This is a genomic window from Streptomyces sp. NPDC029674, from assembly GCF_044903205.1.
Lineage (GTDB): Bacteria > Actinomycetota > Actinomycetes > Streptomycetales > Streptomycetaceae > Streptomyces.
In genome coordinates this window covers 29,175-55,645 of the sequence record NZ_JBJDPY010000025.1, presented here as the reverse complement: position 1 = coordinate 55,645, position 26,471 = coordinate 29,175, and the positions used below count along the sequence as shown (strand labels likewise).

Genomic DNA, 26,471 nt, shown 5'->3' with positions numbered 1-26,471 from the left:
ATGAGAGGGTCGGGCGGGTGAGTGAGACACCGAAGAGCACCCTGCAATACCGGTTCGACGGGCCGGAGGACGCCCCGGTCCTGATCCTGGGTGCCTCACTGGGTACGACCTGGCACATGTGGGACCGCCAGATACCCGAGCTGATCCGGCACTGGCGGGTCTTCCGGTTCGACATGCCGGGGCACGGCGGGGCGCCCGCGCACCCGTGCGGGTCCGTGGGGGAGCTCGCCGAGCGGCTGCTCGCGACGCTCGACGAGCTCGGCGTGCAGCGCTTCGGGTACGCGGGCTGCGCCTTCGGCGGCGCCATCGGCACCGAGCTCGCGCTCCGGCACCCGCAGCGCGTCGCCTCGCTCGCGCTGATCGCCGCGTCGCCGCGGTTCGGTACGGCCGACGAGTTCCGGCAGCGCGGCGTGATCGTGCGCAGCAACGGGCTCGACCCCATCGCCCGGTCCGCCCCCGACCGCTGGTTCACGCCCGGCTTCGCCGCCGCCCAGCCCGCCATCACCGACTGGGCCGTGCAGATGGTGCGCACCACCGACCCCGGCTGCTACATCGCCGCCTGCGAGGCCCTCGCCGCCTTCGACGTGCGCGCCGAGCTCGGCAGGATCGGGGTGCCGACGCTGGTGCTCGTGGGGTCCGAGGACCAGGTCACGGGACAGGGGGAGGCCCGCACGCTCGTCGCGGGGATCCCCGACGCGCGGCTCGCCGTCGTGCCGGGCGCCTCGCACCTCGCGCCGGTCGAGCAGCCCGCCGCGGTCACCGACCTCCTCGTACGCCACTTCTCGTCGGCCTGGCAGCCGGCCACCGAGACGGCCGTCGGGCAGTCGGCCATCTCCGCGCCGCCCGTCAAGCCCGTCCTCGCCCCGCCGCCCGTCGCGCCCGTCGCCGAGATCGCGGCCGCCGAGCAGCCCGAGGCGGTGGTGGGCGGGGCCGGGCCCGACCTGTACGAGGCGGGGATGAAGGTCCGCCGCGAGGTGCTGGGTGACGCGCACGTCGACCGGGTGCTCGAATCCGCGGACGACTTCTCCGGAGAGTTCCAGGAGCTCGTCACGCGCTACGCCTGGGGCGAGGTGTGGAACCGTCCCGGTCTGGACCGCCGCTCCCGCAGCTGCGTCACGCTGACCGCGCTCGTCGCGGGCGGCCACCTCGACGAGCTCGGCTTCCACACCAGGGCCGCGCTGCGCAACGGCCTCACCCCGGCCGAGATCAAGGAAGTCCTGCTCCAGGCCGCCGTCTACTGCGGCGTCCCCGCGGCGAATTCCGCCTTCAAGGTGGCGCAGGCCGTGATCCGTGAGGAAACCACGCCGCAGGAGTAGCAGGATGGGAGGCATGACGACTTCTCCCGGCACCCACTCCACGCGCGCGGAGCGCACCACGTTCACGAAGAAGTCCCACGCGTGCGTGCGTCTCGAAAAGGACGGACGCACGCTCGTCGTCGACCCCGGCGGCTTCAGCGAGGAGGACGCGGCGCTCGGCGCCGACGCCATCCTCGTCACGCACGAGCATCCGGACCACTTCGACGAGGGCCGGTTGAGGGCTGCCCTGGAGGATCGCCCCGACGCCGAGATCTGGACGCTCAGGTCCGTCGCGGACCGGATCTCGGCCGCCTTCCCCGGACGCGTGCACACCGTCGGGCACGGCGACACGTTCACGGCCGCCGGGTTCGACGTCCAGGTCCACGGCGAGCTGCACGCGGTCATCCACCCGGACATCCCGCGGATCACGAATGTGGGGTACCTGGTGGACGGCTCGGTGTTCCACCCGGGCGACGCGCTGACCGTCCCCGACCACCCCGTCGAGACGCTGATGCTGCCCGTCATGGCCCCCTGGAACAAGATCTCCGAAGTGATCGACTACGTACGCGAGGTCAAGCCGCGGCGCGCCTACGACATCCACGACGCGCTCCTCACCGACCTCGCCCGGCCGATCTACGACAACCAGATCGGTGCCCTCGGCGGGGCCGAGCACCTGCGTCTGACGCCGGGGGAGTCGGCCGCTCTGTGACTGTCAGTGCCGCCCGGTAGGTTGTGAGGCATGCGCATTGCGACCTGGAACGTGAACTCGATCACCGCTCGTCTGCCGAGGCTCCTTGCCTGGCTGGAGGCCACCGGCACCGACGTCGTGTGCATACAGGAGACCAAGACGACGGCCGAGGGTTTCCCCGCCGAGGCCCTCCGTGAGCTGGGGTACGAGTCGGCGGTGCACGCGACCGGCCGGTGGAACGGCGTGGCGCTGGTCTCGAAGGTCGGCCTCGAGGACATCGTCCGGGGCCTGCCGGGCGATCCCGGGTACGACGGCGTGCAGGAGCCCCGCGCGATCTCCGCGACCTGCGGCCCGGTCCGCCTCTGGTCGGTGTACGTGCCGAACGGCCGCGAGGTCGACCACGCGCACTACGCGTACAAGCTCCAGTGGTTCGAGGCGCTCAAGGCCGCGGTCGCCGGGGACGCGGGCGGCTCCCGCCCCTTCGCCGTCCTCGGCGACTACAACGTCGCACCGACCGACGACGACGTCTGGGACCCCTCCCTCTTCGTGGACTCCACGCACGTCACCCCCGCCGAGCGCGCCGCCCTCGCCTCCTTGCGCGAGACGGGCCTGACGGACGTCGTGCCGCGCCCCCTCAAGTACGACCACCCGTTCACGTACTGGGACTACCGCCAGCTCTGCTTCCCGAAGAACAAGGGCATGCGCATCGACCTCGTGTACGGGAACGAGCCGTTCGCGAAGGCCGTCTCCGATGCATACGTGGACCGCGAGGAGCGCAAGGGCAAGGGCGCGTCGGACCACGCGCCGGTGGTGGTGGACCTGGACGTGTAGGGGTTCAGAGACAGGCTCTCAGGGCACGAGCACGCGCAGGTCCACCGACTGCGCCAGCGCCGCGAGTCCCGCGTCTCCGGGGTGCAGATGGTCCCCGCTGTCGTAGGCGGGGAGCATGCGCGCCGGGTGTGCGGGGTCGCGCAGCACCGCGTCGAAGTCGAGCACGGCGTCGAAGTCGTCCGTGCCCCGCAGGTAGGCGTTGACCTTCTCCCGCTGTTCGTCGGCGGCCGCGGTGCAGAGCCTCTCGCCCTCGCACGGCGCGATGGTCGCCGCCACCGCGCGCAGCCCGCGTGCGTGGGAGCGGTCCGCGATCTCCCGGAGCCCGGCGATCACCTGGTCCGCCGAGGCGCCCCAGCGCACGTCGTTGACGCCCTCGAAGACGACGACCGTGCGGGCCGACGTCTGGGCGAGGACGTCGCGGTCCAGGCGGTGCAGGGCGCTCACGCCGCCCGTGTCGGTGGAGACGCCGTCGCCGGGGTAGCGGTCGGCGATCACGCGGTTCGCGGAGATGCCCTGGTTGAGCACGCCGTAGCGCGGGACGGTGGACTGGTTTCGGAGGCGGGCCGCCAGGACATCGGGCCAGCGCCGGTTGGCGTCCTGGGTCGACTTCACGCCGTCGGTGATCGAGTCGCCGAGCAGCACCACGGAGCCGGGCCCGCCGCCCACGTCGACGCCGGTGAGCAGCGGCCACGTCGTGATCGTCGAGGTGTACGCGGCCGGGGAGCCGTCCGCCGCGTGGTCGCCGGGACCGCTGACGTACGACCGCTGCACGGCCTGGCTGTGCACGGGAGCCGTCGCCACGGGTCCCGGTAGGTGGAAGCTGACCAGGAGGTTGGCGTCGGCGGGCACGTCGAAGTCGAGGGGGTCACTGAAGGCCTGGGCGCCCGCCGGGATCTCTGTCCCCGAGGAACCGCGGAAGGACAGCCTCCGTGGCTCGCCCCGCGCGCCCGCCCCGGACTCCTGCACCGCCACTGTCGCGCTGCCGATCCGCACCGGGGCCGCCGCGAAGGTGTTGTCGAGCCGGATGCGGACCCGCGGCCCGCCCGTACTCGTGTGCACGACGAGCCGCACGGTCCGGTCGGCCCAGGGCCCCACCGCCGTGTAGCCCGCGGTCGACGCCGACCAGGTGCCCGTCCAGCCCTTCGCCTCGGCCCGTACCGACAGGGCGAACACGTGCAGGTCCGCGGCGCCGGGGTCGCGCGGCAGCGTCACCGATGCGACCTCGCGCCCACGGGCCAGCGGCACAGTCACCACGTACAGCCGTGCCTTCTCGGCGAGTTGGCCGCCGGGCGTGTTGATGTGCGGCAGGGCCACGGACTTCGTGGCGAGCGGACCCGAACGCCAGTCCGGCGCGGTGAGCCGGTAGCCGCCGCGCGAGCCGTCCCGGTACCGGACCGTCCCCGTGCCGCTCGCCGCACCGCCCGTGCCGGCGACCAGGAAGGCGAGGGCGTCGCCGCGGCCGCGCAGCCGCACCGACTGCCCGTCGGCGTGCACGTTGTCCGGGGCGCCGGGCGTGGTGCGCGGCCAGGTGAGGCGGGCCCCGTCGACGGCCAGCCCCCGCCCGGGAGTCCAGCCCGCCGCCGTCAGGTCCCGCGCCGACAGCGAGCCGCCCGCCCCGTCGAAGTCCGCGTCGGCGGGCCGTTCGTCGTCGCTCACCGCCCGGTTGTCGAAGAGCCGCTCCAGGGGGAGCGGCCCGGGTCCGTGCGGGACCGCGGCCTGTGCGGATGCCACGGGTACGAGCCCCGTGAGCAGACCGAGTACGGCGGCCGCTCCCCAGATACGTCGGCGCACGACAGACCCCTCCCGCGTTGACAGATGCGCCATGAAGCTAAGGAGGTGCGGGAGGCGAGTCAATGAGGGGCGCGTGAACGCGACGCGAACTCGCCGGGAGGCGCGAAGTCGCCGCGCAGTGCCGACGGGCCCGTCAGCGCTCCGCCGACACCAGCCCCTTCTCGTACGCGATGATCACCAGCTGCACCCGGTCCCTGGCGCCCAGCTTCGCGAGCAGCCGGGTCAGATACGTCTTCGCGGTGGCGACGCTGAGGCAGAGCTCCGCGGCTATCTCCGTGTTCGAGAGGCCGCGGCCCACCAGGGTCAGCACCTCGCGCTCGCGGTCCGTGATGCCCTCGATCGGCACGTCGCGCGGCGGCACTTCGGTGGGGCGGTCCGCGAACTCCTTGATGAGGCGGCGAGTCACGCTCGGCGCGATCAGGCCGTCGCCGGTCGCGACGACCCGTACCGCCGCGAGGATGTCGTCCAGCGCCATGTCCTTGACGAGGAACCCGGCGGCTCCGGCGCGCAGCGCCCCGTACACGTAATCGTCGTCGTCGAACGTGGTCAGGACGACGACGTGCGCGGATGTCGGGCCCGACGTGATCTGCCGGGTGGCCTCGATGCCGTCCATGCCGGGCATCCGGATGTCCATCACCACGACGTCCGGGCGCAGTTCCGCGCACCGGCGGACCGCCTCGTCGCCCGAGGCGGCCTCGCCCGCGACCTCGATGTCGGGGGCCTCGGTGATGACCATGCTCAGGGCGGTGCGGACGAGGGGCTGGTCGTCGACCAGCAGGACGCGGATCGTCATCGGGCGCCCGCCGTGGCCGGGACGGGCAGCCGGGCGTTCACCCGGAATCCGCCGCCGGGGCGGGGCGCGGCGCTGAACTCGCCGTGCAGCAGGGCGACCCGCTCCCGCATGCCGAGCAGGCCGTACCCGGTGCCGTGGGCGGCCTTCGGGGCGCCCCCTCCGTGGTCCTCGATCTCGATGACGATCTCCTCTTCGCGGTGGTGCACGGACACCGTGCAAGATGTGGCGCCCGCGTGCCGCACCACGTTGGTGACGGACTCCTGGATGATGCGGAACGCCGACAGGTCGAGGTCCGCCGGCAGCGGTCGCCGCTCGCCATGCCACACCACGTCCACGCGCACCCCCGCGGCGGTCGTCGCAGCGGCGAGCCGGTCGACGTCCGCGAGCCCCTCGGCCGGGCCGCGCGGCGCCGACTCCCGCTCCCCGCTGGCGACTTGACCGGTTTCGCTCTCGCGCAGCGCGCCCAGCATGCGCCGCAGCCCGGCCAGGGTCTCCCGGCCCGCCCGCTCCACCGCGACCATCGCCTCGCGCGCGCCGGCCGGCTGGGTCTCGACGACCCGGGCCGCCGCGCCCGCCTGCAACGCGATGATGCCGATGCTGTGCGCCACCGTGTCGTGCATCTCCCGGGCGATGCGCAGCCGTTCGGCGGTGACGGCCTGCGCGGCGGCCTGCGCGCCGAGCCGTTCCGTGTAGGCGCGGGCCTGCCGCACCGAGTTGCCGACCAGCCAGGCGACGGCGGCCGTCAGGGCGACGGTCTGCCAGTCCGACCAGCTGGAGCTGATGGTGTGGGGCAGCCGGAGAGGGAGGCCGAGGAGCTGGCGGAGCAGCGCGTAACCGGGCAGGACGCAGAGGGCCAGGACGACGGCGGCGGTGCGGGCCCGGCGCGCCCCGGTCGCGACCACGTAACCCATGGCGATGTCGACCGCCGCGTACTGCGCGAATCCGATGTTCGTCGCGCCGATCGCGAGCGTCCCGACGTACGAGGCGACGACGAGCAGCCCGAGCGCCACCATCGGGTGGCGTTCCAGGAGCCGGACGACGGACAGGGCCATGCCTGCCGCGACAGCCACGAGCAGCCACTCCCAAGCCTGCGGCCCCTCCTGCGTGCTGGTCGGCAGCCATGAGATCCCGTAGTACGCACGGGCGCCGGAGGCCATGCCGACGCACCAGGCGGCGGCCGCCCACACACCTGGCGGCGCATGCTTGAACAGGGATATGGGCGGGGTGGCTGACATGCGTCGATCGTAGCCAGGAGGGTGCGCGCCGGGAATCGACCACGGCTGTACAACCACGGTCGACAGTCCACGGCAGGACCCCGCCGCAGGGGGCTCGTGTGGGCCTACGCCACCGGGGGAGGCGGCCCCTTTATGGCGCCCTCGTCGGCCACTCGGACCACCACCGCGTACGAGCCGATTCCCAACAGGTGAGGGCCGGGGATGCGGTGGCCGCGGGAGGTGTGGAGGGTGTGGAGGTGGCCGGACTCCGGGTCGAAGGTGACGTCGGCCAGGGTCCCGATGCCGTCGCCCAGCTCGGTCAGCAGCCGCTTGCCGAGCAGGTCCTGGCTCCCGGACGAGTCCGTGGAGGCGAACCGGGCCGCCGACGCCGCCCCGACGACCACCGCGTCCGGCCCCACCGCGTGCACGTCCGCCCAGGCGATGACGTCACCGCGGCCCTTGGCGCCATCCAGCCGGATGGCGGTGATCAGGGCGTCCTCAGGCGCGACGACGATCCCGCCGACCGTCCCGATGTGCGCGGCATCCACCGCGCTGACGACCGGCCGCCCCACGGCCTGACTGAGCAGCATCATGAGACCCGCCCCTCACCCGGGCCGCCGGGCCCTCCCGCCTGGGCCGGGGGCACGTCCGTGCGCCCGCTGCCGGTGGGCCCCGGGTCCGCGGACCCCGCCCCCACCGCCAAATCCCGCAGCTCCTCCACGGCGAGCTCCGTGTCCCGCGCGGGCACGACCAGCGTGTCGCCCGTCATCGCCGACCGGGCCCCGAGGGGCAGATACACCGTGCGCTCATGGCGCCCCAGCGCCTCCGAGGAGGCCATCTCCAGGCCGACCACCCGGCCCTCGCGACCCGTCTCGACCACCACGTCGAGCACCGTGCCGACCTGGACGCCCTGGTCCGTCAGTACGCGGGCGCCGCGGACCAGGCCGCCGGAGGTCTCCCCGGCGGAGGCGACGGCGGAGCGCTCCTGGAGGGAGTCGGCGGAGGCGATCATCACGGCGTCCGTGCCCAGGGCGTGCACCGCGGACCACGGCAGGCTCTTGCGCAGGGGACCGGAGAGAAGACCGCGGCCGGCCAGCGTGAAACCGGCGATGCGGCCGCCCGCGCCGTCGAGCACGACATCCTTGACCTGGGCGACCGCCTCGCCGCCCAGGGTGACCACCGGCCGCTTGGTGAGGTCGCCTGCCGACAGCAGGGCCGGGACGGGCGCCGTCACCGGACGTTCCCCCGCCCGGGCCGCCGGCCGCGCCGCACCACGATCACGCCCCCGCCGCGCCGCCGGGCCTGTACGCCGATCACCGCGGCGGCCAGCACCCCCACCACGGCGATCACGGCGATCAACCACGCCCACCACACCATCGCGCACCTCCCGATCCCGGACCGAGCAGGACGGCCGAGTACCCAGGCGCGATCCGCTCATTCCGTGATCAACTGATGGAAGATACATTCTTGGGTACTGAATCCGCCCCAGGCCGCGCGTCCGGGCGGCGCCGCGCCACCCGACGGAGAGGCCGATCATGAACATTCCGTTCCTCGACAAGTGGCGTCGGCGGCACTCCGAGATCGACCGGGCCGCGGGGCTGGCGGTCGCGTTCGAGGAGGATCCGGACGGCGTAGCCGCCCTGCTCTCGGAGTGCGAGCTGCTGCGGTCTCAGGCGAGTGTCGCGGGGCTCGTGCTGGACGACTCGCCGGCCTCCCTGGCCGCCCTCGACCAGCTGCTGCCGCGCTGGCGCGACGACCCGGAGCTGCTGCCCTGGCTCGGCAACGACGCGGGGCTGTACCTCGGCACCGTCGTGGTGCGGACCGTGCCCGGTGCGGCCTGGCACGTGTGGCCCGGCGGCAGCCCCGTCGTGCGGCTGAAGAGCGGGCGGGACATCCAGGTCGTCGAGGCGGGGCTCGACTGGGCCGTGCAGGGAGCGCCGCAGCTGTCCCAGGTCTACGGCGAGGCCTCCGAGGCGTGAGCGCAGCAGCTCCCCGACCAACTCCCCGGCCTGCCCTGTATTGCGTCAAATACGGTTAATGCCCATAAGTGCGTGTCGTCCAGTAAGTCCCGTTTTCACGTGGATAGTTTGCGCGGACGTACACAGCTGAGAGTGGGCAGGTCTTGCCATGGCCGTCGATCCTTTGATCGAGCTGCGCGATGTGAACAAGTACTACGGAGAGCTGCATGTCCTCCAGGACATCAACCTCACCGTCGGCAAGGGGGAGGTGGTCGTGGTCATCGGCCCTTCGGGGTCGGGCAAGTCAACGCTCTGCCGGACGATCAACCGGCTCGAGACCATCCAGTCGGGAGAGATCAGACTCGACGGGCAGCCGCTGCCCGCCGAGGGCAAGGCACTCGCGAAGCTCCGCGCGGAAGTCGGCATGGTCTTCCAGTCCTTCAACCTCTTCGCGCACAAGACCGTCCTCCAGAACGTCTCCCTCGCGCAGATGAAAGTGCGGGGCCGCAAGAAGGACGAGGCGGAGAAGCGGTCCCGCGAACTCCTGGAGCGCGTCGGTCTCTCCGCGCATGCCGGCAAGTATCCGGCGCAGCTCTCCGGCGGCCAGCAGCAGCGCGTCGCCATCGCCCGCGCGCTGGCCATGGACCCCAAGGCGCTGCTCTTCGACGAGCCGACCTCGGCCCTCGACCCCGAGATGATCAACGAGGTACTCGAAGTCATGCAGCAGCTCGCGCGGGAGGGCATGACGATGGTCGTCGTCACCCACGAGATGGGCTTCGCCCGCTCCGCGGCCAACCGCGTCGTCTTCATGTCCGACGGCCGCATCGTCGAGGACCGGACCCCCGAGGACTTCTTCACCCGCCCGGAGAGCGAGCGCGCCAAGGACTTCCTCTCCAAGATCCTCAAGCACTGACGGGGGGAGCGCTCGTGAAGCGACACACCATGCGTACGACACGCCTGCTCGCGGCCCTCGTCGTCGCCGCCTGCGCCGCCGCCGCGTGCGGCAAGGAGGGCAGCCCGCCCACCAAGGGCCCCGCGGCCGACGAACTGCCCGAGTACCGGGTGGCGACCGGTTTCCAGCTGCCGGAGTCGGGGACCTGGAAGAAGGCGAAGAGCCGCGGCCGGTTCATCGTCGGCGCCAAGGAGGACCAGCCCTACCTCGGCGAGAAGGACCCGGCGACCGGCACCTACTCCGGCTTCGACATCGAGATCGCCAAGATGATCTCGGCCTCGCTCGGCCTGGACCCCCAGCGGATCGAGTTCAAGACGATCGCGTCGGCGAACCGCGAAACGGCCCTGCAGAACGGCCAGATCGATTACTACGTGGGCACCTACACCATCAACGACAACCGCAAGAAGCTCGTCGGTTTCGGCGGCCCCTACTACATGGCGGGCCAGGGCCTGCTGGTGCGCAGCGACGAGGACGACATCAAGGGCCCCCAGGACCTGGCGGGCAAACGCGTCTGCTCGGCCGCCGGATCGACCCCGTACCAGCGGATCCAGAAGGAGCACCCGAAGGCCACCCTCGTCGCGTACGACACGTACTCGGTCTGCGTCGACAACCTGCTGACCTATCAGGTCGACGCCGTCACCACCGACGACGCGATCCTGATCGGTTACGCGGCCAAGGTGCCCGACGAACTGAAGGTGGTCGGCAGGCCGTTCTCCGAGGAGCCGTACGGCATCGGGGTGCCCCGGGGCGACAACGCCCTCCGGTTCGCCGTCGACGACGCCCTCGCCGCGGGTGAGAAGAACGGCGACTGGAAGAAGGCGTACGACGCCACGCTCGGCCTCTCCGGGGTCCCGGCGCCGAAACCGCCCGCCATCGACCGCTACCCGGCGAGCTGAGGAGGCGTCGTGGACGTACTGACAGACAACTTCTCCACGTTCGGCGAGGGCTTCCTCGGCACCGTCGAACTGACCGTCTACGCCTCGCTCCTGGCGCTCCTGCTCGGCTTCGTCATGGCGTCGTTCAGGGTGGCGCCCGTCGGGTCCTTCCGGGCGTTCGGCACGGTGTGGGTGACGGTCCTGCGCAACACCCCGCTGACGCTGCTTTTCTTTGCGGTGCTGCTCGGTCTGCCCCGCTTCGGACTCGTCCTGCCCTTCAAGGTGTTCGCCGTCCTCGCCCTCGGCTGCTACACCTCCGCCTTCATCTGCGAGGCGCTCAGGTCCGGCATCAACACCGTGCCCAAGGGGCAGGGGGAGGCGGCCCGGAGCCTCGGCATGAGCTTCGGGCAGACGCTGTCGATGGTGGTGCTGCCGCAGGCCTTCCGGTCCGTCATCGCGCCGGTCGGCTCCAACCTGATCGCGCTGGCCAAGAACTCGGCGATCGCGGGCGCGTTCAGCGTCACCGAACTGCTCGGCACGTACAAGACGCTCAGCGAGCTCGGCTACAACATCATCTGGACGTTCGTCTGGATCGCCCTCGGCTACCTCATCATCACCCTCGCGATCAGCGCGGTCTTCAATGTCCTCGAAAAGCGCTGGGGAGTCGCCCGATGAAAGCCCTCTCCCACGATTCCACCGCCCTCTACGACATCCCGGGACCGCGGACCGTCCGGCGCCACAGGCTGTACGGGGTGCTCTCCACCCTGCTCGTGCTCGCGCTGGTCGGCTGGCTCCTGTACCTGCTCTTCGACACCGACCAGTTCACCGCCACGAAGTGGACGCCCTTCGAGTACCAGGGCATCCAGGAGCTCCTGCTGCGCGGCCTCGGCAACACGCTCAAGGCCTTCGCGATCTCCGCGGTCCTCGCCCTCGCGCTCGGCGGCCTGCTCGCCATGGGGCGCCTCTCCGACCACCGGCCCGTGCGCTGGGTGGCCACGCTCGTCGTGGAGTTCTTCCGCGCGATGCCCGTGCTCGTGATGATCTTCTTCGTCTTCGTGGCGCTGAAGGTGCAGCCGCTGCCCGCGCTGGTCGCCGGGCTCACGCTCTACAACGGCTCCGTACTCGCCGAGGTCTTCCGATCCGGCGTCAACTCCGTGGAGAGGGGGCAGCGGGAGGCGGCCTACGCCCTCGGAATGCGCAAGACACAGGTGATGGGACACGTCCTCGTACCGCAGGCCGTGCGGGCCATGCTGCCCGCCATCATCAGCCAGTTGGTGGTGGCCCTGAAGGACACCTCGCTCGGCTATCTGATCACCTACGAGGAGTTCCTCCATGCCGGGAAGCTCATCGCGTCGAACCTCGACTACGATTTGCCCTTCATCCCCGTGGTCATGGTGATCTCACCTATCTACATCGGGATGTGCATGCTGCTGTCGTGGTTCGCCCAGTGGGTGTCCAAGCGTCAGCGGCGCAATCCCAAGACCGAGGCCGCGGACGTGGCCCCGGCGGAACCAGGGACGCTGCTGCCGGGTACGCAGTAGCTCGCAGGGCCATGCCCACCCGGCAGCAGCCGGGGATCACTGCTCGCGCAGGGGGACGGACACGTACGACGGGTCCGCCTGTGGCGAGGAGAAGGTCAGCTGCGCGCCGGAGGGGTTGTGCTCGATGTAGAGCGGGTCGACCGTGTCGACCACCAGGGCAAGCCTGTGTCCTGCCGGTACGTCGTAGGCCGTGGAGAACAGCTCCAGGTCCACGCCGAACGGCTTGCCGGGCGTCTTGCCGTGGAAGGTGTACGGCGCGTTGCTGACCAGCTTGCCGAGGCCGAGCGGGCCCACGTCGTAGAGGTACGCGACGAGGGTGCCGCTCTCCTTGGTACTGGTGAGCGTGGTGTGCAGCTTCGCCGTCCCGCGCACCCGCTGGGCCGAGGCGTACCGCTCCGACTGCCAGACGCCCGTGTAGCGGCGCGGGAGCAGCGGCACCGAGGCCGTCGGCGGGATCTTGAGGAACTGTTCCAGGGCGTTGGAGAGGATCGCGATGCCGCCGTTGGCGCCCGAGTCGACGTTCGCGCGGATCGTGGTGGAGCCCGCCATGGCGATCTTCTTGCGGGTGGGGCCCACCGACTTCCAGTCCGGGTAGCCCTCGTAGCCGCCGGTGGAGCGGGACTTGAGCTGGACCGGCTGTTCCTTGTCGATGCCGTTGTCCGCGCCCTTGAGGTAGTGGTCGAACCAGCGCTGGGTGGAGGTCCAGGTGTCGTTGGGCAGCCCGAGCAGGCCGGTCGCCTCGGCCGTCGCGTGGTCGCCGGGGCGGAACTCCAGGCGCTTGGGTCCTGTCAGCCGCTCGTAGAACTCGGCGTACTGGTTCGGCGGGAAGAGCGTGTCGCCCCAGGCGTTGCCGAGCATGACGGCCGCGCCGTTCTTGTTGATGTCGTCGAGGTAGGTCGCGGGGGAGCGCTTCGCGCCCCACGCGATCATCTCGTCCTCCTTGTCCAGGTTGGACCCGAGGAAGTCCTTGAGTGTCTGCTGGAGTTCGGCGCTCGGGCGGCCCGTGAGCGCGCCCGCGCCACCGAGGAGAGCGGCGGCCTGGGAGTGCTGGGTGCGTCCGCTGTAGATCGAGTCGATCAGGTCGCCCCAGCCGCTCAGCGCGGCGACGGCCTTGACCCGCTTGTCGTGCCCGGCGGCGAGCAGGCTGATGCCCGCGCCGTACGAGACGCCCGCCATGCCGACCTTCGACGGGTCGGCCGGGGTGTTCGCGAGGGTCCAGTCGATGACCTTGGACGCGTCGGCGATGTCCTCGGGGCCGGCGGTCTCGATCTCGCCGCCGGACTGCCAGAAGCCGCGCGAGTTGTAACTCACCACGACGTAACCGGAGTTGGCGAGCTTCTGGGCCTGGGCGACGTACTCGATCTGCGGCATCGCCCAGCTGGTGGGCAGCACGATCGCGGGGAACTGGGTGTCCGCCTTCGCGCCCTCGGGGGTGAAGACGTTGGCCTTGAGGATCGTGCCGCCGTCGCCGGGGATGTCGACGAAGCGTACGCCGGTGGCGCTCGCGGCCGGCGGCGCGGCGGCCGGCGCCGCCTGTGCCGCCGGTGCGAGACCGAAGGCGGCACCGGCGACGAGGGCCGCCGAAACGGTCCCTACGGTGGGCGTACGCCAGGCATGGTGAGCACGGTGCGGCAGTCCCACGGGTCACTCCTCACTCGGACGGTGCAAAGTGACCCGACGGTAACCGCAGGGCTTTACCGGGGGTAACCCGTCGGTAAGTTACGCCCCGGTAACGATTGTTTACGGACGTACCGTCAGCTCAGCGCGCTCTTCGCCTGCCAGTCGGACCACGAGACGTTCCACTCGCCGTATCCGTTGCCCGGGTCCGGGACGCCCTTCGAGCCGCTGCCGGTGACCTCGAACGGGTCGCCCGGCCGCACCTGGCGGTAGAGCCAGCCCGCGTCGGCGGTGCTCATGCCGACACAGCCGGAGCTGTGGTTGGTGTTGCCGAAGTACGCGGCGTTCCACGGGGCCGCGTGCGCGTACATGCCCGACCAGGTCAGCCGCATCGAGTAGTCGACCATCTTGTCGTAGCTGTTGCTGCCGGTGAGGCCGACCGTCTCGGAGCGCATGTTGATCGTGCCCTCCTTCGACATCAGGACGGAGGTGCCGCCCCAGGACGCCTTCTCGCCGCCGGGCGTGCCGGCCGACATCGGCACCGACTTCACGGTCTTGCCGTCGCGCGTCAGCGTCGTCGTCTTGCTGTCCAGGTTCACCTTGACGACCTGGCTCTCGCCGACGGTGAAGTTGGTGGCGTAGTCACGGACGAACCAGTCGTCGCCGCCCGAGTCGATGCCGTTGAGCCGGGCGTCCAGCTTCACCTTCGTGCCGGACTTCCAGTACTCCTTGGGGCGCCAGTCGACGCGGTCCTTGCCGTCGTGGTTCTTGATCCAGCCCCAGGACCCGGTCGTGTCGTTCGAGGTCGTCACCTTCAGGTGCGTCTCGACCTCGGCCTTGTTCCGCACCGGGTGGTCGAAGGTGATCGAAAGCGGCTGGGCGATGCCCACCGTGGTGCCCTTGCCCGGGGCGAGCGTCACCTTGTTGACCTGCTCGGGCTCGGCCGTCTTGAAGGAGGCCTTCGCGTTGCCGCCCTTGTCGGTGCTCGCCTCGACCCGGTAGGCCGTGCCGGGCGCCGCCTTGCGCTCCGAGGTCCAGGTGGAGCCGTTCGCCGACACCTTGCCGGGCAGCTTCGCGCCCTTGTCGTCGGCGACGGTGACCTGCTTCAGCCGGCCGTCGGCCAGGCTGACCTTCACGGGCTTGCCCGCCTCCGCCCGCTGACCCGAGAGGTTCACTGAGATCTTCGGCTTCTCGGCGGCCTCGGCGGCGCCGGACGAGCCGCTGCCGCCGGAGCAGGCGGTCAGGGCGGCGGCGAGCACCGCCAGGCCCGCGGTCGCCGTGTGGCGGGTGCGAAGGGGGCGTCGGCGGCTCGAAGAGCTCTGGGGGGTCAAGGAACGTACCTCCGTGCGAATGTGGACTGCACGGTGAGAGGGACGTTCGGCCGGACGGGTTGCCTGTTGTCCGGAAATTCCCCGCTAGGTCACAGAAGGGCCTGGATCATGTCGGCGCTCCGTGAGGGCCGCGTCACTTGGCGCGATGGGAGGCGCGGGCCGACGGTGTGGGCAGCGGGGCCTGGGCGGCCCGGGTCACGTCCCCGACGAGCTCCACGACGTCGGGTCCGTACGCCTGCGAATTGACGGTCTTCAGGAGCAGGACGAAGGAGTTGCCGCCGTGCTTGCGGGCGAGCTTCTCGTGGTGGCGGGCCAGATAGCGGGTCGCCGCCTGGCTGGTCACCGCGCGCTGGCCGCAGAAGAGGAAGACGGGTCTCGCGTCCTGCCCCTGGTCGGCGGTGAGGCGGGCGAGGATCACGTACTCCGTGAGCCCGGCCTCCAGGCGGTAGCGCTCGGCGCCGATCTGGAAGGCGCCGCGGTCGGCCACCGGCTCCGGCTCGGCGTTCACCCGGACGCCCGGCAGCAGGGAGTGCATGTGCGCGGCCATCCGGCGGTTCGCCACCGGGTTGCCCACACAGAACTCGGTGCGCTCACCGAAGCCCTGCTGGGCCGCGTCGTGCGCGACGACCTGGGCGTGCGCCCCGCACTCCTTGATCACCGCGGCCAGCTCCAGGAGCGCGAACACGTCCTGGCGCACCACGGCCGGCTCGGGGCCGCCCGCGTCCCGGTTCACCACGAGCAGCGACTCGGCGTTGTCGGGCAGCCCGAAGAAGGCCTGCTTGCGGCGGAGCCTGCGCTTCCACAGATAGCCGCGGGCGAGCCAGCCAAGGACGGCGCTGAGGCCGACCGCGCTCAGGCCGAGGACGAGGTTGCGCACGTCTTCAGTCATGAGGGCGCATGCTAGCGGCCCGCCGGACCCGTGTTCGAGGAGGTCCTTACGCGGTTGGGGATACGAAGTTACGCTGCGCAGACGGTTGTTGACAGGAGGTACGAATGCGTCGCGCTGTCGTACGGAATCTGACGCTATTGGCGGTCGGAGGGGTATTGGTGTCGGTCGGTGCGGCCGCGCCCCCTTCGCCTACGCGCTCAGCGGAACCGGCCGCACCGGAGAAGACGCCCGTCGCCGTCGGCCACGGCGGTGCGGTCGCCAGCGTCGACCCGGACGCCTCGGCTGCCGGCATCGAGGTCCTGCGCAAGGGCGGCAACGCCGTGGACGCGGCCGTCGCCACCGCCGCCGCGCTCGGCGTCACCGAGCCGTACTCGGCGGGCGTCGGAGGCGGCGGCTACTTCGTCCACTACGACGCGCGGACCCGCGAGGTCAGCACCATCGACGGCCGCGAGACGGCCCCGCGCACCGCCGACTCGGGCCTGTTCCTGGAGAACGGCAAGCCGATCCCCTTCCAGGAAGCGGTCACCAGCGGCCTCGGCGTCGGCACCCCCGGCACCCCCGCCACCTGGCAGTCGGCGCTCGACCGGTGGGGCACCGAGCGCCTCGGCACGCTCCTGAAGCCCGCCGAGCGCCTCGCCCGCGACGGGTTCACGGTCGACCCGACCTTCCGCGCGCAGACCGAGTCGAACCAGCAGCGGTTCAAGGACTTCCCCGCCTCGGCGAAGCTGTTCCTGCCCGGCGGCAGGCTGCCGGTGGTCGGCTCGACGTTCAAGAACCCCGACCTGGCGCGCACCTACAAGGAGCTGGGCCGCGAGGGCATCGGCGCGCTGTACCGCGGAGACCTCGGCAGGGACTTCGTGCGCACGGTGAACAAGCCCCCGGTCGACCCGGCGGCGGACCGCGTGGTGCGGCCCGGCGACCTCTCCCGCAAGGACCTCAAGACGTACGCGGTCAAACGCCAGGCTCCGACGAAGACCTCGTACCGCGGCCTGGACGTGTACTCCATGGCGCCCTCGTCCTCCGGCGGCACCACCGTCGGCGAGGCGCTCAACATCCTGGAGCGCACCGACCTCTCCAGGGCGTCGAAGACGAAGTACCTGCACCGCTACATCGAGGCGAGCCGGGTCGCGTTCGCCGACCGGGGGCGCTGGGTGGGCGACCCGGCCTTCGAGGACGTACCGACCAAGCAGCTCCTCTCCCAGCGGTTCGCGGACTCGCGCGAGTGCCTGATCAAGGACGACGCCGTCCTCAAGAGCCCGCTCGCGCCCGGCGACCCGCGGAACCCGAACCCGTGCGCCACGGGCGACAAGGCCGCCCCGACGACGTACGAGGGCGAGAACACCACGCACCTGACCGCCGCCGACAAGTGGGGCAACGTCGTGGCGTACACCCTCACCATCGAGTCGACCGGCGGCAGCGGCATCACCGTCCCGGGCCGGGGCTTCCTGCTCAACAACGAACTGACCGACTTCTCCTTCGCGCCCGCCAACCCCGCCGTGCACGACCCGAACCTGCCGGGCCCCGGCAAACGGCCGCGCTCCTCGATCTCCCCGACCATCGTGCTCAAGCACGGCAAGCCGGTGGTGGCGCTCGGCTCGCCCGGCGGCGCGACCATCGTCACGACCGTCCTGCAGACCCTGACGGGCTTCGTCGACCGGGGCCTGCCCCTGGTCGACGCGATCGCCGCGCCGCGCGCGAGCCAGCGCAACGCCGCGCAGACCGAGCTCGAACCGGGCCTCTGGAACAGCGCGTCGCGCACCAGGCTGGAGTCGATCGGGCACTCCTTCAAACAGAACCCCGAGATCGGCGCGGCCACCGGCGTGCAGCGGCTGCCGGACGGCAGGTGGCTCGCGGCGGCGGAGAAGGTCCGCAGGGGCGGCGGTTCGGCGATGGTGGTCCGCCCCACGGAGTGACGTCCTACGCCACGGGTGACGCCGCGCAGTTCTGCTCCAGCTCGTTCGCCGCCCAGCGGATCGACGACTCCGGGTCGTCGTGCAGGTACCGCAGCGTGGGCAGTGCCTCGCGGACGGCGGCGAGCTGGGCGTCGCCGCGGCCGCCGCGCGCCTGGCGGACGTCGGCGAGGTCCGCGATGAGCAGCAGCAGCGTGCTGCGGGACTTGTTGTCCGGGTCGGTCATCAGCTCGACGAGGAACGGGATCGCGGGGACCGCGGCGGTCGAGGAGGCCTCCTTGGAGACGAGGAGCCGGTAGAGGTCGTGGACCGTGTCCATGGCCGTCTTCTTGTCGTCGGAGGCCACCTTGCCGATCAGCTCGGGGATCATGCGGCCGGGGCCGCGTGCGGTCCACAGGGAGCCCCAGTCGACGTCGTCCAGGCGCAGCTGGAGGTCGCGGTGCGGCCACAGCCTCGCCGGGTCCAAGCGGAGCACGGACGTGCCGTCCGCGTCGGTGACGCGCAGGGTGGCGTCCGCGTCGAGGCCCAGGAACGTGATGCCGGTGCCGAGGCGCAGGGTGGCCACCGCGTCCGAGGCGAGGTCCCAGACCCGGACCAGGCCGTCCGCCCACGCGGCGGCGAGGGCGGGTCCGGTCGCCAGCTGTGCGGCGGCCAGCGCCCGTACGGGCGTGCGGCGACGCGCGAAGGGAGCACGCAGCGGCTTGCGGCGGGTGCTCCAGTAGCGGATCACGCCGTTCTCGTCGCCGCTCAGGACGAGGCGCCCGCCGCCGGCTCGCTTGACGCAGGTGAGCGCGGTGACCGGGGCGCGGTGCAGGGTCAGGGTGATCGTCTCGGGGGACTCGTCGTCGGTCTCCAGGACGTGCACGCAGCCGTCCGCGTCACCCGCCACGAGGGTCGTCGCGTCCTGGTCGGCGGCGACCGCCCGCAGTTCGCCCGGCGCGGGGACGAGCGCGGCGGCGGCGCCGGGCACCGACGGCGGTGCGACGGGCCCGCGCGAGAGGACCGTCCAGCGCCCCCGCGCATCGGCGTCGCCCTCCGCGAGCGAGACGGGCCCGAGGTCCTCCAGGGGCTCGGGCACCTCGGAGGGCGGAGTGATCGCCTTGTCGCCGGACCAGTCGACGCCGAGCGTCTCGGCGACCGCGACGAGCGCGTCCCGGGTGCGGGCGTTGATGACGATCGCGAAGTCGGCGCCGGGGCCGCGGCCATGCCGTATGACCGCGTCGGGCGCCCCGTACGACAGCGCGTCCGTGCCCATCTCCTGCCAGGGCAGCAGGCCCAGGTCGCGGTACGCGTCCGTCAGGCGCCGGACGATCTCCGGGTCGGCGTCGACGGCCGTCCTGCGGACCCGCAGCGTCCAGCCGTAGCGCGCCGGCAGCCGTTCGAAGGCCAGCTGCAGCAGGAACTCGGAGAGCGACCGGCTCTGCACGACCCACTCGCCGCGGATGCTCACGACGACGCGCGGGTCGGGCAGTTCCGCCTCGGCCGCGAGATAGCCCCACTCGTGGCTGTAGTGGTACTCCGACATGAAGACACAGACACGTCGGTCGCCGCCGGGCTCCAAGAGGCCGCTGTCCACGGGCACTTCGAGCTCCGAGATCCTCGGCGGCCACTGGGTGTGGACCCAGTACAGGCGCGGATTGAAGGCGAAGGAGTTGACGGGGGAGTCCCACCACTCGGTCAGGGCCCCGGGGACGGGCAGCGTCCAGTCGATGCCGTCCGTGCGGTTCTCCCCGCCCCACCGCGAGTGGCCGGGCTCGCCGCCCGGGTCCTCGTACCCCCACTCGCGCTGCACCGCGTCGAGCAACTCCCAGCGGCGCCCGCCCTGTTGCCATGCGCGCAGCCGGTCCGCGAACTGTCCGTAGTCAATGATCTCTCGGGTCACCGGAGAATCGTACGGATGATCTACGTCGGGGAATGTCCCCGCCGGGTCACAGTGCCGTGCGGATCCTGGGACCTCTACCGGTATTTAAATGCCGGTATACAAATGGGAGGTCGGGTAGCATGGCCGCATGGTGAGGACTCCTTTGACCCCGGAAGAGCGTGAGCGCGGCGAGCGTCTCGGGGTGCTCCTGCGGGAGGCTCGCGGAGAGCGGAGCATGGTGTCGGTCGCCGCGGAGGCCGGTCTCTCCGCGGAGACGCTGCGGAAGATCGAGACGGGGCGGGCACCGACGCCCGCGCTGTTCACCGTGGCGGCGCTCGCCTCCGTGCTGGGGCTCTCCCTGGACGAGCTGGTGGTCCGGTGCGACCTGGCCGCCGTCTGAGTGTCTCTTTCGCGCCCCTCGGAAAACTGCGTGTAGTCGTCCCGTAACACGTCTGGTGTTATCTTCCGGACCGGAAGACTCCAGTCTCCACGGGGCGGTGCCGGTCGGATGGTAGTGGAACAACTCCCGGAACAGGTAAGGGAGTTCGTGAGGTACTTGCGGGATCTGCTGGGGCGGTTGGACCAGGAAGCAGGCTGGTGCGGCGTGTTCTGGCAGCGCGATCCGGACGGCATGCGTGCCTGTCTGGACGGCGCCGAGATCCCGCCCTGGGACGTGGTGCAGGCGCTGCTCCACGATCTCGCGGCGGACCGCGGCCTCCCGGAGGCCGAGCGCGAGGCGGGCGTGGCGCGCGCCCTGCACCGGGCGGCGATCGCCGCGTACGACGCCAGACCCGGCGGCCGTGAACTCCTCGGCGACCGGCTCGACCTGATGCTCACGGAGCAGCGGATCGCCCTGGAGCGGCAGGCCGACCTGACGCGGCAGCTGACGGGCGCGGCCTCCGCCGACGAGGCGGACCGCATCAACCTCGACCTGGCCTGGGTGCGCGACGACCACGAGCGCGCGACCGCCCGCTGCGCCGAACTGCAGGAGCGGATGGACCGCCTGGCCGAGGCGGAACGGCCGTCGTGGATGGACATCGGCGCGGCGGCGCCGGACGACGGGTTCGGGGCGTCTCCGGCTCCGGGGGACGGGTTGGGCGTGCCCCGGCAGGCGTCCGGCTCCCGCGCGGCGGCACCGGCGTACCCCAGGGGCGCACGGTTCGCCGGGCTCGGGGACGCCGGGGAGCGCACCGGTGCCCCCGGTGTCACGCCCGAGCCGGAAACACCGTACGTCCCCGACGAGGACCCCGCGGGGCGTGCCACGTCCGACGCGGTGCGCAAGCTCCTCGAGCTCCGCGGCGAGGGCCGCAGCGGCGAGGCGCACGGCGTGCTCGTCGAGGCCGCGGGCTGGCCCGCGGACAGGCTCCCCGCGTTCGCCGTCGAGCTGCACCGCGCCGGCCTCGGCGCCGACTGGGCGACGCTCCTGTGGGAGGCTGCCTCGCTGCCGCCCGACCGGCTCGTCGCCCTGGCGGACGCGCTGGCCGGGGCGGGCCGCGCCGACGACTGCAGGAAGCTGCTGCGGCAGGGGGTCGCGCGCCCCGCGCCGGAGATCGCCGAGGCGGTCGTCGCGCTGATCGACGCGGGCCGCGAGCGGGAGGCCCGCGCGCTCCTCGACTCGTACCTCCGCGTCCGCACCCCCGAGGACGTGGCCCGGTGCGCGCACACGGACCCGCACCGTCTCATCCCACTGCTCCTGGAGACGGCCCGGCAGGTGTCGGACGCGCACCACTGGGATCTGGTGCACGCCCTGCGCGTGGCCGGATTCAGCGCCTGACCGGGATCGCCCCTGCCCGTTTCTGGCCCGCTCGGGTGCGAAACATGATCGACTCCGCCGGTTGACGGCGATGGTCTTGCTCAGCCCGTCGGGGAGGCTTACGTTTTCCTGATCCACGCAGCAGATCTACGTGCGTAGAAGCTCTCTGACGCCCTCTCACGGGCATGCGAAGGAGCAGCTCATGGCCAACGTCGTACGCGCCGCACTGGTCCAGGCCACCTGGACGGGCGACACCGAATCAATGATCGCCAAGCACGAGGAGCACGCCCGCGAGGCGGCCCGGCAGGGCGCGCAGGTGATCGGCTTCCAGGAAGTCTTCAACGCCCCCTACTTCTGCCAGGTGCAGGAGGCCGAGCACTACCGGTGGGCCGAGCCCGTACCGGACGGACCCACGGTCACCCGCATGAAGGAACTCGCCCGCGAGACCGGCATGGTGATCGTCGTCCCCGTCTTCGAGGTCGCGCAGTCCGGCTTCTACTTCAACACCGCGGCCGTGATAGACGCCGACGGCAGCTACCTCGGCAAGTACCGCAAGCATCACATCCCCCAGGTCAAGGGCTTCTGGGAGAAGTACTACTTCAAGCCGGGCAACCTCGGCTGGCCCGTCTTCGACACCGCGGTCGGCAAGGTCGGCGTCTACATCTGCTACGACCGCCACTTCCCCGAGGGCTGGCGGCAGTTGGGCCTCAACGGTGCCCAGCTCGTCTACAACCCCTCCGCCACCCACCGCGGCCTCTCCTCTCACCTGTGGCAGCTCGAACAGCCCGCCGCGGCCGTCGCCAACGAGTACTTCATCGCCGCGATCAACCGCGTCGGCCAGGAGGAGTACGGCGACAACGACTTCTACGGAACGAGCTACTTCGTCGACCCGCGCGGCAAGTTCGTCGGCGAGCCCGCGAGCGACAAGACCGAAGAACTCGTCGTCAGAGACCTCGACTTCGGCCTCATCGAGGAAGTGCGCCAGCAGTGGGCGTTCTACCGAGACCGCCGTCCCGACGCCTACGAAGGGCTGGTGCAGCCGTGACCGATCTGTACGACCGCCACCGGGCGGTACTGCCCGACTGGCTCGCGCTCTACTACCAGCGGCCGATCGAGCTCACCCACGGCGAGGGCCGCCACGTGTGGGGCGCCGACGGCAGGAAGTACCTCGACTTCTTCGGCGGCATCCTCACCACCATGACGGCGCACGCCCTGCCCGAGGTCACCAAGGCGGTGAGCGAGCAGGCGGGCCGCATCATCCACTCCTCGACCCTCTACCTCAACCGCCCGATGGTCGAACTCGCCGAGCGCATCGCGGCGTTGTCCGGCATCCCCGACGCCCGCGTCTTCTTCACCACCTCCGGCACCGAGGCCAACGACGCCGCCCTGCTCCTCGCCACCGCGCACCGCCGCTCGAACCAGATCCTGGCGATGCGCAACAGCTACCACGGCCGGTCCTTCACGACCGTCGGCATCACCGGCAACCAGTCGTGGTCGCCGACCAGCCTCTCGCCCCTCCAGACGCTGTACGTCCACGGGGGCGTCCGCAGCCGCGGCCCGTACGCCGCGCTGAGCGACGCCGAGTTCACCGCGGCCTGCGTCGCCGACCTGCGGGACATGCTCGGGCAGACCCGCGGGGGCGTGGCGGCGCTGATCGCCGAGCCGGTCCAGGGCGTCGGCGGCTTCACCTCGCCGCCCGACGGCCTGTACGCCGCGTTCCGCGAAGTCCTCGACGAGCACGGCATCCTGTGGATCGCCGACGAGGTGCAGACCGGCTGGGGCCGCACCGGCGACCACTTCTGGGGCTGGCAGGCGCACGCGCAGCACGGCCCGCCGGACATCCTCACCTTCGCCAAGGGCATCGGCAACGGCATGTCGGTCGGCGGGGTCGTGGCCCGCGCCGAGGTCATGAACTCCCTCGACGCCAACTCCATCTCCACCTTCGGCGGCTCCCCGGTCACCATGGCGGCCGGACTCGCCAACCTCACGTACCTCCTGGAACACGACCTCCAGGGCAACGCGCGCCGGGTCGGCGGGCTCCTCATCGAGCGGCTGCGGGCCATCTGCGCCCAGCTGCCCGTCGTACGCGAAGTGCGCGGGCGCGGCCTGATGATCGGCATCGAACTGGTCGAACCCGGCACGGACCGGCCGAGCCCGCAGGCGGCCGCCGCCGTGCTCGAAGCGGCCCGCGAGGGCGGCCTGCTCATCGGCAAGGGCGGCGGGCACGACACCAGCGTGCTGCGCGTCGCGCCGCCGCTCTCGCTGACCGTCGCGGAGGCGGAGGAGGGCGCCGCGATCCTCGAACGGGCGCTGCACAGCGCCTAGTTCGGGCACGCACGTAACCGGCAGGTCCGCAGGAAAGGGAGCGCACCACATGAGTATCCGCACTCTGATCACCGGCGGCCTGGTTATCACGGCCTCCGACGAACTGCCCGTCGACGTACTGGTGGAGGACGGCCGCGTCGCGGCGCTCGCCACCCGGGGCAGCCACGGGTGGAGCGCCGACCGCGTCATCGACGCCACCGGGAAGTACGTGATCCCGGGCGGCGTCGACGCCCACACGCACATGGAGATGCCGTTCGGCGGCACCCTCGCCTCGGACACCTTCGAGACCGGCACCCGCGCCGCCGCCTGGGGCGGCACCACCACCATCATCGACTTCGCGATCCAGCCCAAGGGCGGCACGCTCACGGAGGGGCTCGACGCGTGGCACGAGAAGGCGGCCGGGCGGTGCGCGGTCGACTACGGCTTCCACATGATCATGTCGGACGTGAACGAGTCCTCGCTCAAGGAGATGGACCGGCTCGTCACGGCCGGGGTCAGCTCGTTCAAGCTCTTCACCGCCTACCCGGGCGTCTTCCTCTCCGACGACGGGCAGATCCTGCGGGCCATGCAGCGCGCCGCCACCAACGGCGGCCTGGTGATGACCCATGCCGAGAACGGTCTCGCCATCGACGTGCTCGTGGAGCAGGCGCTGGCACGCGGTGAGCGGGACCCGCGTCACCACGGCGAGGTCAGGAAGGCGCTCCTCGAGGCGGAGGCGACGCACCGCGTCATCAAGCTGAGCCAGGTGGCGGGGGCTCCGCTGTACGTGGTGCACGTGTCGGCGCGGGAGGCCGTCGCCGAACTGACCAGGGCCAGGGACGACGGGCTCCCGGTCTTCGGTGAGACCTGCCCGCAGTACCTCTTCCTGTCGACCGACAACCTCGCGGAGCCCGACTTCGAAGGCGCGAAGTACGTCTGCTCGACCCCGCTGCGGCCGCGGGAGCACCAGGCGGTCCTGTGGCGCGGGCTCCGCACGAACGACCTCCAGGTGGTCTCCACGGACCACTGCCCGTTCTGCTTCAAGGGGCAGAAGGAGATGGGCAGGGACGACTTCTCGAAGATCCCGAACGGCATGCCGGGCGTGGAGAACCGCATGGACCTGCTGCACCAGGCGGTGGTGGAGGGGCACATCAGCCGCCGCCGCTGGATCGAGGTCGCCTGCGCGACGCCGGCCAGGATGTTCGGCCTCTACCCGAAGAAGGGCACGATCGCGCCGGGCGCCGACGCCGACATCGTCATCTACGACCCGCACGCCGAGCAGACCATGTCCGTGCAGACGCACCACATGAACGTCGACTACTCCGCCTACGAGGGCAAGAGGGTCACGGGACGCGTGGAGACGGTGCTGTCGCGGGGTGTCCCGGTCGTCGACAACCGGGTGTACGCGGGGCGCGCGGGCCACGGGGCGTTCCTGCGGCGCGGGATCTGCCAGTACGTCTGAAGCGGCACCGGACGCGCCGGGGGCTCGCCCAACTGGCTTGCCCCTGGCGCGACTTCGGCCCGTGTGACCCGGGTCACTTTGGGGGGCCCTTGGCCCGAAGGCGCCACCCGTGTCACTATTTCTGCGCGCCGACTCTGCCCAAAATCTGTTGCGAGGCCGTGAGTCGGGCGCCGTAGCCGCCGGTTCGTACAGGCGAGGCCGAGCCCGCCCCCGGCGCAGTGTCAACTCCCTTTCGCATCCCCTCACGCGTGATGCCGCCCCTCCCTTTGCGCGCTGCCCGTATGGGGTTTTCGTCCGAACAGACGCCAAGACCGACAAGTGGAGGAACCATGTCAGAAACCACCGATGCGAAAGAGCTGTACTCGATCATCGAGAAGACGGCTCAGGTGGTGGACGTCACTGCTTCGCACGACAAGGTCTGGCCCATCCTGAATGCCTTCCAGGACGTGTTCGGGCAGGCCGTGATCTCTTTCCGGGCGTCGACGGGCCGAAGCACGGAAGAACTCGACTGCCGCTTCACGATGCTCCCGAAGGGCTTCGACCCGTACGCCCGCGCCCTGGAGCACGGCCTCACCCCGAAGACGGACCACCCCGTCGGCAGCCTGCTGAAGGAAGTCCACCAGAACCTTCCCATCGACAGCTGCGGAGTCGACTTCGGAGTCGTCGGCGGCTTCGCGAAGACCTGGTCCTTTCCCAGCGCGGCCAGGCTGCTGCCGATATCCCGGCTCGTCGAGCTGCCGTCGATCCCGCCCGGCGTGGCCGAGAACGCCGACTTCTTCCAGCGGTACGGCCTCGACGACATCGTCAGCACGGTCGGCATCGACTACCCCAACCGCACCATGAACCTGTACTTCGGCGCGGGCGACCACCAGGTGCCCGCCGCGTGCTTCGAGGAGCAGGGCGTCAAGGCGATCCTGAGTGAGCTCGGGCTGCCGGCGCCGAGCGAGGAACTGCTGAAGCTCGCCGCGCGGGCGTTCTCGATTTACATCACCATGAGCTGGGACTCCCCGAAGATCCAGCGGGTCAGCTACGCCGCCATGACGCCGGAGCCGCTGGGCCTTCCGGTGAAGATGACGCCGGTCTTCGACCGGCTCCTCAAGAACGCCCCGTACAGCACGGAGGGCCACAACTTCGTCTACGGCATCGCGGCGACGCCCAAGGGCGAATACCACAAGGTCGCGTCGTACTACCAGTGGCAGAAGCGGGTCGAGGGGCTGCTCCATTCCGAGTCCTGACACGCCTCGCCCGCGAGGGCGACAAGACCCGGGGCCTGCGCAGAAGCAACGACTTGCTTCTGCGCAGGCCCTTCTTCATTCGTGCCGACAACTCCGGCCGACAACTCCGGTCAACAACTCCGGCCAAGAACTCTGGATGATGCGATCTTCATGCCGAAAAGACAAAGGGAG

25 protein-coding genes are annotated in these 26,471 nt (G+C 71.2%); 15 read left to right on the top strand and 10 right to left on the bottom strand.

The window, feature by feature from the left end:
* Window positions 1-17 precede the first annotated feature (17 nt).
* From pcaC to ACI2L3_RS36680, 3 genes are read left to right on the top strand one after another with little or no spacing between them, the layout of a single operon-like run.
* On the top strand, window positions 18-1,316 hold the full coding sequence (pcaC, locus tag ACI2L3_RS36690; RefSeq protein ID WP_404756775.1) for a 4-carboxymuconolactone decarboxylase: 1,299 nt from the start codon (window positions 18-20) through the stop codon (window positions 1,314-1,316).
* A gap of 4 nt (window positions 1,317-1,320) precedes the next feature.
* Complete coding sequence (locus ACI2L3_RS36685; RefSeq protein ID WP_404756774.1) at window positions 1,321-2,004, top strand: MBL fold metallo-hydrolase; 684 nt, start codon at window positions 1,321-1,323, stop codon at window positions 2,002-2,004.
* A 30-nt stretch (window positions 2,005-2,034) separates the two neighbouring features.
* Window positions 2,035-2,814: an exodeoxyribonuclease III gene (locus tag ACI2L3_RS36680; protein ID WP_404756773.1), complete on the top strand. Its 780-nt coding sequence runs from the start codon at window positions 2,035-2,037 to the stop codon at window positions 2,812-2,814.
* Between the two features lie 18 nt (window positions 2,815-2,832).
* Here ACI2L3_RS36680 and ACI2L3_RS36675 read toward each other — a convergent pair whose 3' ends face one another.
* The 6 genes from ACI2L3_RS36675 to ACI2L3_RS36650 all read right to left on the bottom strand — a co-directional run bounded on the left by ACI2L3_RS36675 (window position 2,833) and on the right by ACI2L3_RS36650 (window position 7,989).
* Complete coding sequence (locus ACI2L3_RS36675; protein WP_404756772.1) at window positions 2,833-4,638, bottom strand: SGNH/GDSL hydrolase family protein; 1,806 nt, start codon at window positions 4,636-4,638, stop codon at window positions 2,833-2,835.
* 100 nt (window positions 4,639-4,738) lie between these two features.
* Window positions 4,739-5,398, bottom strand: coding sequence for a response regulator (locus ACI2L3_RS36670; protein ID WP_404756771.1), 660 nt, complete (start codon window positions 5,396-5,398; stop codon window positions 4,739-4,741).
* Complete coding sequence (locus tag ACI2L3_RS36665) at window positions 5,395-6,633, bottom strand: sensor histidine kinase (RefSeq protein WP_404756770.1); 1,239 nt, start codon at window positions 6,631-6,633, stop codon at window positions 5,395-5,397. The genes ACI2L3_RS36670 and ACI2L3_RS36665 overlap by 4 nt, the downstream gene beginning before the upstream one ends.
* A gap of 104 nt (window positions 6,634-6,737) precedes the next feature.
* Window positions 6,738-7,205 carry a hypothetical protein gene (locus ACI2L3_RS36660; protein WP_404756769.1) on the bottom strand — a complete coding sequence of 156 codons (468 nt, stop codon included), beginning with the start codon at window positions 7,203-7,205 and terminating at the stop codon, window positions 6,738-6,740.
* Window positions 7,202-7,846 (bottom strand): PRC-barrel domain-containing protein, encoded by a 645-nt coding sequence (locus ACI2L3_RS36655; protein WP_404756768.1) that lies wholly within the window; start codon window positions 7,844-7,846, stop codon window positions 7,202-7,204. The genes ACI2L3_RS36660 and ACI2L3_RS36655 overlap by 4 nt, the downstream gene beginning before the upstream one ends.
* On the bottom strand, window positions 7,843-7,989 hold the full coding sequence (locus ACI2L3_RS36650; protein WP_404756767.1) for a hypothetical protein: 147 nt from the start codon (window positions 7,987-7,989) through the stop codon (window positions 7,843-7,845). The genes ACI2L3_RS36655 and ACI2L3_RS36650 overlap by 4 nt, the downstream gene beginning before the upstream one ends.
* 158 nt (window positions 7,990-8,147) lie before the next feature.
* On the opposite strand from ACI2L3_RS36650, the gene ACI2L3_RS36645 reads away from it, so the two are divergent.
* From ACI2L3_RS36645 to ACI2L3_RS36625, 5 genes are all read left to right on the top strand, one after another.
* The gene (locus ACI2L3_RS36645) at window positions 8,148-8,591 is read left to right on the top strand and encodes a DUF6278 family protein (protein WP_404756766.1); all 444 of its coding nucleotides are present in this window, start codon (window positions 8,148-8,150) and stop codon (window positions 8,589-8,591) included.
* Between the two features lie 148 nt (window positions 8,592-8,739).
* On the top strand, window positions 8,740-9,483 hold the full coding sequence (locus ACI2L3_RS36640; protein ID WP_404756765.1) for an amino acid ABC transporter ATP-binding protein: 744 nt from the start codon (window positions 8,740-8,742) through the stop codon (window positions 9,481-9,483).
* Window positions 9,484-9,512: 29 nt separating this feature from the next.
* Window positions 9,513-10,418, top strand: coding sequence for a glutamate ABC transporter substrate-binding protein (locus tag ACI2L3_RS36635; RefSeq protein WP_404756810.1), 906 nt, complete (start codon window positions 9,513-9,515; stop codon window positions 10,416-10,418).
* Between the two features lie 9 nt (window positions 10,419-10,427).
* Complete coding sequence (locus ACI2L3_RS36630; protein ID WP_404756764.1) at window positions 10,428-11,072, top strand: amino acid ABC transporter permease; 645 nt, start codon at window positions 10,428-10,430, stop codon at window positions 11,070-11,072.
* Complete coding sequence (locus ACI2L3_RS36625) at window positions 11,069-11,938, top strand: amino acid ABC transporter permease (protein WP_404756763.1); 870 nt, start codon at window positions 11,069-11,071, stop codon at window positions 11,936-11,938. The genes ACI2L3_RS36630 and ACI2L3_RS36625 overlap by 4 nt, the downstream gene beginning before the upstream one ends.
* Before the next feature lie 36 nt (window positions 11,939-11,974).
* On the opposite strand, the gene ACI2L3_RS36620 is transcribed toward ACI2L3_RS36625, so the two are convergent.
* The 3 genes from ACI2L3_RS36620 to ACI2L3_RS36610 form a co-directional block, all read right to left on the bottom strand.
* Window positions 11,975-13,579: a CocE/NonD family hydrolase gene (locus ACI2L3_RS36620; protein WP_404756762.1), complete on the bottom strand. Its 1,605-nt coding sequence runs from the start codon at window positions 13,577-13,579 to the stop codon at window positions 11,975-11,977.
* Window positions 13,580-13,692: 113 nt separating this feature from the next.
* A complete protein-coding gene (locus ACI2L3_RS36615; protein ID WP_404756761.1) occupies window positions 13,693-14,886 on the bottom strand; it encodes an Ig-like domain-containing protein in 1,194 nt (397 codons plus the stop codon).
* Window positions 14,887-15,019: 133 nt separating this feature from the next.
* The gene (locus ACI2L3_RS36610; protein WP_404756760.1) at window positions 15,020-15,775 is read right to left on the bottom strand and encodes a hypothetical protein; all 756 of its coding nucleotides are present in this window, start codon (window positions 15,773-15,775) and stop codon (window positions 15,020-15,022) included.
* A 104-nt stretch (window positions 15,776-15,879) separates the two neighbouring features.
* Here ACI2L3_RS36610 and ggt point away from each other — a divergent pair, with 104 nt between their 5' ends.
* The gene (gene ggt, locus ACI2L3_RS36605; RefSeq protein WP_404756759.1) at window positions 15,880-17,688 is read left to right on the top strand and encodes a gamma-glutamyltransferase; all 1,809 of its coding nucleotides are present in this window, start codon (window positions 15,880-15,882) and stop codon (window positions 17,686-17,688) included.
* Window positions 17,689-17,692: 4 nt separating this feature from the next.
* Here ggt and ACI2L3_RS36600 read toward each other — a convergent pair whose 3' ends face one another.
* The gene (locus ACI2L3_RS36600; protein WP_404756758.1) at window positions 17,693-19,567 is read right to left on the bottom strand and encodes a hypothetical protein; all 1,875 of its coding nucleotides are present in this window, start codon (window positions 19,565-19,567) and stop codon (window positions 17,693-17,695) included.
* Window positions 19,568-19,694: 127 nt separating this feature from the next.
* On the opposite strand from ACI2L3_RS36600, the gene ACI2L3_RS36595 reads away from it, so the two are divergent.
* The 6 genes from ACI2L3_RS36595 to ACI2L3_RS36570 all read left to right on the top strand — a co-directional run bounded on the left by ACI2L3_RS36595 (window position 19,695) and on the right by ACI2L3_RS36570 (window position 26,300).
* A complete protein-coding gene (locus ACI2L3_RS36595) occupies window positions 19,695-19,946 on the top strand; it encodes a helix-turn-helix domain-containing protein (protein WP_404756757.1) in 252 nt (83 codons plus the stop codon).
* 108 nt (window positions 19,947-20,054) lie between these two features.
* Complete coding sequence (locus ACI2L3_RS36590) at window positions 20,055-21,320, top strand: hypothetical protein (RefSeq protein ID WP_404756756.1); 1,266 nt, start codon at window positions 20,055-20,057, stop codon at window positions 21,318-21,320.
* Between the two features lie 181 nt (window positions 21,321-21,501).
* Complete coding sequence (locus ACI2L3_RS36585) at window positions 21,502-22,344, top strand: nitrilase-related carbon-nitrogen hydrolase (protein WP_404756755.1); 843 nt, start codon at window positions 21,502-21,504, stop codon at window positions 22,342-22,344.
* Window positions 22,341-23,624 (top strand): aspartate aminotransferase family protein, encoded by a 1,284-nt coding sequence (locus ACI2L3_RS36580; protein WP_404756754.1) that lies wholly within the window; start codon window positions 22,341-22,343, stop codon window positions 23,622-23,624. Before ACI2L3_RS36585 ends, ACI2L3_RS36580 begins: the two co-directional genes overlap by 4 nt.
* Before the next feature lie 49 nt (window positions 23,625-23,673).
* Window positions 23,674-25,065, top strand: coding sequence for a dihydropyrimidinase (gene hydA / locus ACI2L3_RS36575; RefSeq protein WP_404756753.1), 1,392 nt, complete (start codon window positions 23,674-23,676; stop codon window positions 25,063-25,065).
* 329 nt (window positions 25,066-25,394) lie between these two features.
* Window positions 25,395-26,300 (top strand): aromatic prenyltransferase, encoded by a 906-nt coding sequence (locus tag ACI2L3_RS36570; RefSeq protein WP_404756752.1) that lies wholly within the window; start codon window positions 25,395-25,397, stop codon window positions 26,298-26,300.
* Window positions 26,301-26,471 lie beyond the last annotated feature (171 nt).

Excerpts from the sequence above, each read along its gene's own strand:
- hydA (WP_404756753.1), top strand. The coding sequence starts at position 23,674 with ATGAGTATCCGCACTCTGATCACCGGCGGCCTGGTTATCACGGCCTCC.
- ACI2L3_RS36645 (WP_404756766.1), top strand. The coding sequence starts at position 8,148 with ATGAACATTCCGTTCCTCGACAAGTGGCGTCGGCGGCACTCCGAGATC.
- ACI2L3_RS36635 (WP_404756810.1), top strand. The coding sequence starts at position 9,513 with ATGCGTACGACACGCCTGCTCGCGGCCCTCGTCGTCGCCGCCTGCGCC.
- ggt (WP_404756759.1), top strand. The coding sequence starts at position 15,880 with ATGCGTCGCGCTGTCGTACGGAATCTGACGCTATTGGCGGTCGGAGGG.
- ACI2L3_RS36590 (WP_404756756.1), top strand. The coding sequence starts at position 20,055 with ATGGTAGTGGAACAACTCCCGGAACAGGTAAGGGAGTTCGTGAGGTAC.
- ACI2L3_RS36640 (WP_404756765.1), top strand. The coding sequence starts at position 8,740 with ATGGCCGTCGATCCTTTGATCGAGCTGCGCGATGTGAACAAGTACTAC.
- ACI2L3_RS36570 (WP_404756752.1), top strand. The coding sequence starts at position 25,395 with ATGTCAGAAACCACCGATGCGAAAGAGCTGTACTCGATCATCGAGAAG.
- ACI2L3_RS36610 (WP_404756760.1), bottom strand. The coding sequence starts at position 15,775 with ATGACTGAAGACGTGCGCAACCTCGTCCTCGGCCTGAGCGCGGTCGGC.
- ACI2L3_RS36595 (WP_404756757.1), top strand. The coding sequence starts at position 19,695 with ATGGTGAGGACTCCTTTGACCCCGGAAGAGCGTGAGCGCGGCGAGCGT.
- ACI2L3_RS36665 (WP_404756770.1), bottom strand. The coding sequence starts at position 6,633 with ATGTCAGCCACCCCGCCCATATCCCTGTTCAAGCATGCGCCGCCAGGT.
- ACI2L3_RS36670 (WP_404756771.1), bottom strand. The coding sequence starts at position 5,398 with ATGACGATCCGCGTCCTGCTGGTCGACGACCAGCCCCTCGTCCGCACC.
- ACI2L3_RS36585 (WP_404756755.1), top strand. The coding sequence starts at position 21,502 with ATGGCCAACGTCGTACGCGCCGCACTGGTCCAGGCCACCTGGACGGGC.
- ACI2L3_RS36675 (WP_404756772.1), bottom strand. The coding sequence starts at position 4,638 with ATGGCGCATCTGTCAACGCGGGAGGGGTCTGTCGTGCGCCGACGTATC.
- ACI2L3_RS36625 (WP_404756763.1), top strand. The coding sequence starts at position 11,069 with ATGAAAGCCCTCTCCCACGATTCCACCGCCCTCTACGACATCCCGGGA.
- ACI2L3_RS36685 (WP_404756774.1), top strand. The coding sequence starts at position 1,321 with ATGGGAGGCATGACGACTTCTCCCGGCACCCACTCCACGCGCGCGGAG.
- ACI2L3_RS36650 (WP_404756767.1), bottom strand. The coding sequence starts at position 7,989 with ATGGTGTGGTGGGCGTGGTTGATCGCCGTGATCGCCGTGGTGGGGGTG.
- ACI2L3_RS36680 (WP_404756773.1), top strand. The coding sequence starts at position 2,035 with ATGCGCATTGCGACCTGGAACGTGAACTCGATCACCGCTCGTCTGCCG.
- ACI2L3_RS36660 (WP_404756769.1), bottom strand. The coding sequence starts at position 7,205 with ATGATGCTGCTCAGTCAGGCCGTGGGGCGGCCGGTCGTCAGCGCGGTG.